Genomic DNA, 4476 nt, shown 5'->3' on the forward strand with positions numbered 1-4476 from the left:
AAATGGCGCAAACTCGACGGCCAAAATCGCCTGCCCGAGATCATCCAAGGGGTTGAGTTCCGCGACGGGCTCCGCCACGTTCAAGCCGCCGCCTGATCAGGCGTCACCAACTTTTGCCCATATCTCCTTCGCCACCGCGCCTACTTTGCCTCGCAGTGCTATTACCAAGTCGTCTTGTCTTAGAAGAGTGCGCTTATACGACTGGCTGATCTCCTTTCTGGTTGTAATCAAATTCGATCGGCTGATGCGTCCATTGACTAAGTCCAAGACACGAACGCACGGGACCCCGCCGTGCACTGACGGCCCGGTTTGGACAATTCCATACCCGATTGGTCTTTCTGGATCAGTTAGTTCTGAGAGCGGCCTGACCGCCCAGTCCTCCGGTATTGTCCCTATCTCACTGTGCCTGTAGCCCGGCCTGATCTTCTCCTGCAGCGTCACGCGGCGAACCCCATTCGTTTCAGGTGCTCGGTCACCTTCGCGCCGAGCGCCTGTGCGCGATCCTCCAGAACCAACAAGGGCGCAGTATAGCGTTCGGTCAGCAGCTTCACCCGCCCGGCCAGCGCCTGGCTGACGCGATCAACCTCTGCCGCCACATCGCCCTGCACCCGGGACAGCCACTTGTCCTCGACAATCAGCGCCTTCACCTGATCCTCGGTCAATTTCGCGTAGTGCTTGACCGTGGCCTCATCCAGCGCCGCCTGGGCTTCCTTCACCGCCCTGGACGCCGCCGCCTCGGCCTCGATCAGCCGCAACGCCTGCTTGAGCGTGCCCAACTCCTCGGCCGCATCACGGTCGTGGCGGATGTCCTTGATGCGGTCCTTGACCGACTTCGCGGTCAGCTTGCCTTTTTCCGTCTTGGCGTCGGCCAGCAGCCCATCCTCGCCGCCGTGCTCCTCGTCCAATTCCTCTATCGCGCGGGCAGCTTCCTCGGCCTTGGCTTCCAGTGCCTCCAACGCGGCCTTTTCGGCCGCGAAGAACCTGGCCACGATCAGCGCGGGCGGGATCAGTTCGGCCTTCAGCTTCCGCCGTCCCAACGTGATGTCGGGCGTCTCGGTGAACTTGCCCTCAGCATTCTTGACCAGTTCGCGGATCACGCGCCCGGCCTTCCAGCCATCCTGAACGAGGATATAGACATCGTCCTGCATGACCTCGGACCAATAGGTCATGAGGTGCTGATACACGTCATAGCCGTCGATCAGCGGCACGGGCTTGAAGCGTTCCAGCAGATCCTCGGAGATCACGTGGATCAAGTCCTTCGGCTTGTCGCCGATTGCGATACCCCGCAGCCGGTCGATATGCGCCGCGCGCCAGGCGTCGAACACCGCGGTGACGGTATCGGCATAGGCGGCGAACTCGGCATGGTTCAGGATGGCGGGCTTGACCTCAGCCGCCTCGACCATCGGGGTCAGGTATCCGGGCCGTTCGCCAGGGGCGAAGATGTCGTGGCGCACGGCGGGCACGACCTGCCAGAAGTTCTCCAGCGCATCGACATCGCGCACCGGGATGCCGCCCCTCAGATGCGCCTCGATATCCTGCAGGTCCTCGGGTTCCGAGGCATCGATGTAGCGGGGGATGTTGAGATTGAAGTCGTTCTTCTCGATTTCAGCCAGCGGGACCATCCGCGAGTATTTGTCGATCTGCGCCTGCTTGGTGAAGGCGTCGACGATCTTGTGGATGTCCTGGCTGCGCAGACGGTTCTTGTTGCCGTCCTTCACGAATCCCCGGGAGGCGTCGATCATGAAGATGCCGGTGCGGGCCTGGGCATGCTCCTTATCCAGCACCACGATGCAGGCAGGAATACCAGTACCGTAGAACAGGTTGGCCGGCAGGCCGATGATCCCCTTGATGTAGCCGCGCTTGACGATCCAGCGGCGCAGCGTGGACTCGGCGTTGCCGCGGAAGAGGACGCCGTGGGGCAGAATGACGGCGCCCTTGCCGGTGGATTTGAGCGAGGCGATCACGTGGAGGAGATAGGCGAAATCACCGTTCTTCTCGGGCGGACGCTCGCCTTCGACCATGAAGCGGGCGGTCAGGTTGGTCTTGCCCTCGTCGAACACGCCGGTCGACCATGCCTTGTCCGAGAAGGGCGGATTGGCGACCACGTAGTCGAAGGTCTTCAAGCTGCCGTCCGCTTTCAGGAAGTGTGGGGATGAAAGCGTGTTTCCCTTCCAAATTTCCGCGGTCGGACAATCGTGCAGGACCATGTTCATCTTCGCGAGCGCGCGGGTGGCGACGTCCTTTTCCTGGCCATAGATGGTAAGATCATAGGGCGCCTCGTCATGCGCCTTCAGAAGCAGTGAGCCGGAACCGCAAGTGGGGTCGTAGATAGTCTGGTCGGCGCTGCGCGCGGCACCTATCCCGATCACCTTGGCCATGATCCGCGACACCTCGGACGGGGTGTAGAACTGCCCCTTGCTCTTGCCCGACTCGGTGGCGAAATGGCGCATAAGGTATTCGTAGGCATCGCCCAGAATATCGTCGCCATCGGCGCGGTTCTTTCGGAAATCCAGTTCCGGCCGGTTGAAGATCGCGACAAGGTTTGAGAGGCGATCAACCATCTCTTTGCCGGTGCCGAGCTTCTCCGGGTCATTGAAGTCGGCAACGTCGATCACGCCCTTGAGGTCGTTCGCCTCGGCCAGGTTGGCGATGATGATGTTGATCTTCTCGCCGATGTCCTTATTGCCGCGCAGCGCGACCATGTCCGCAAAACTGCCGCCTTCGGGGATTTCGATCAGCCCATCCGGGTCGCCGGAATATTTGTCGGAGACGTACTTCACGAAAAGCAATACAAGGACATAATCCTTGTATTGCGAGGCATCCATCCCGCCCCGAAGCTCATCGCAGCTCGCCCAGAGAGAGCTGTAAATTTCCGACTTTTTGACTGCCACGTGGCCCTCGTTCTATTCGTTGGTGCGATCCGCAGCCTGGGGGGCATTCCGAGCTGCCTCGATCGTCTTCAATCGCTCGTATTCTTCAATCGCCATCACTACGACGACTTGCCGCCCATGCTTGGCCACGGCCACTGGTTCAGCTCGGGCGAGATCGATCAGCCGTCCGAAGCCGTACTTCGCGTCTTTCGCGCTCAGGGTCTGCATCTGACTCCCCGCCCTTGGCCTTGCACTTTTGGCCAATTTGGCCCACCGAAGCAATAGGTGTAGCTGCGCGAAATGGACCAAGTCAGGTAGTTAGGTGTGAGCGAAGGTGTTCTTCTGCTCACTCCAGTCGATCGGGAACGGCTCCAGCACCCGCGCCAGCGTCACCTCCGGCGCCTGCTTCCCGTCCAGAATCGCCTCGACGATGTCGGGCGCGAGTAGGGTCAGGCGCAGGACGCGGGTCATGTAGGACGGCGCAATGCCCTCGCGCTCGGCCAGTTCAGCGATGGTGGCGAACTCACCCGACTCGAGCATCCGCTTCCAGCGGAAGGCGCGGGCCAGCGCCTTGACCAGCGTGCTGTCCGGTGTGCGTTCTGGTCGGACACGGTCGGGCATCTGCATCTCCTTCCGCCCGCCGCGTTTCACGATGCGAAACGGAACGTGGAGCGTCACCGTCTCGGGGATCGGCGTGCCTCGGGTCATGCAGCCGCCCCCATGTCTCCAGCCAGCATCTCGCGCGTGAGACCGCCGAGCCCATCCATACGAAGCCGGACGTTGAGCCCATCCCTGCCGATGTCGACGCGCTCGACCAGCAGCGCCACGATGCGTGCCTGTTCGGCGGGGAATAGTTCGTCCCACAGCGGGTCGAGCTGCTGAAGCGCTGCCCGTGCGTCGGCCTCGGTGATCTCCTCTTCCTGCGCCCAAGCCGCTCTCAACGTGCTCGCCACGATCTCGGGCTGGCGAAACACGGCGCGAAGCTGGTCGAACACCGCCGCCTCGATATCACCCGCGGGCACGCGGCCGACCGGGCACGACCCAGCGCCATGCTTCAGCACCGTCTGGCTGACGTAGTAGCGGTACAGCCGGTCGCCCTTACGCGTATGGGTCGGCGAGAAGGCCGCGCCGTCTGGGCCGTAGAGCAAGCCCTTGAGCAGCGCAGGCGTGTCGGCGCGGGTGCGGGCCGCGCGTTTCCGGGGGCTCTCCTGCAGGATCGCATGGACACGGTCCCACGTCTCGTGGTCGATGATGGCGTCGTGCTCGCCGGGATAGCTGTCGCCCTTGTGCACTGCCTCGCCGATGTAGGCGCGGTTGCTGAGCATCCGGTAGATGTATTTCTTGTCGATCCGGTTGCCGCGCGGCGTCCGAAGTCCCCGCGTGCCGACCTCCCGCGCCAGTTCCGTGCAGGACCCGATCTCGAGGAAGCGGGCGAAGATCCAGCGGACATGCGCGGCGCATTCCTCATCCACGACCAGTTTCCGGTTCTCGACGCGGTAGCCGTAGGGCGGCACCCCGCCCATCCACATGCCTTTCTTGCGAGAGGCGGCGACCTTGTCGCGGATCCGCTCGGCGGTCACCTCGCGCTCGAACTGGGCGAAGGACA

The 4476-nt window shown here is 62.6% G+C and carries 4 protein-coding genes; all 4 read right to left on the reverse strand.

What is annotated here, in order from left to right:
* Positions 1-437 precede the first annotated feature (437 nt).
* The gene (locus tag Q0X62_RS14510) at positions 438-2891 is read right to left on the reverse strand and encodes a type I restriction-modification system subunit M (protein ID WP_297737390.1); all 2454 of its coding nucleotides are present in this window, start codon (positions 2889-2891) and stop codon (positions 438-440) included.
* A gap of 12 nt (positions 2892-2903) precedes the next feature.
* Entirely contained in the window at positions 2904-3098 is a 195-nt protein-coding gene (locus tag Q0X62_RS14515; RefSeq protein ID WP_297737393.1) for a type II toxin-antitoxin system Phd/YefM family antitoxin, read from the reverse strand.
* 90 nt (positions 3099-3188) lie between these two features.
* Positions 3189-3578, reverse strand: coding sequence for a hypothetical protein (locus Q0X62_RS14520; protein ID WP_297737396.1), 390 nt, complete (start codon positions 3576-3578; stop codon positions 3189-3191).
* Positions 3575-4476: recombinase family protein (locus tag Q0X62_RS14525; RefSeq protein ID WP_297737400.1), on the reverse strand; the 902-nt coding region annotated here is incomplete at its 5' end. The genes Q0X62_RS14520 and Q0X62_RS14525, both read right to left, overlap by 4 nt.

The organism is uncultured Maricaulis sp. (assembly GCF_947259345.1).
Taxonomy (GTDB): domain Bacteria; phylum Pseudomonadota; class Alphaproteobacteria; order Caulobacterales; family Maricaulaceae; genus Maricaulis.

Coding starts and splice junctions, on each gene's coding strand:
- Q0X62_RS14515 (WP_297737393.1), bottom strand. CDS start 3,098: ATGCAGACCCTGAGCGCGAAAGACGCGAAGTACGGCTTCGGACGGCTG.
- Q0X62_RS14520 (WP_297737396.1), bottom strand. CDS start 3,578: ATGACCCGAGGCACGCCGATCCCCGAGACGGTGACGCTCCACGTTCCG.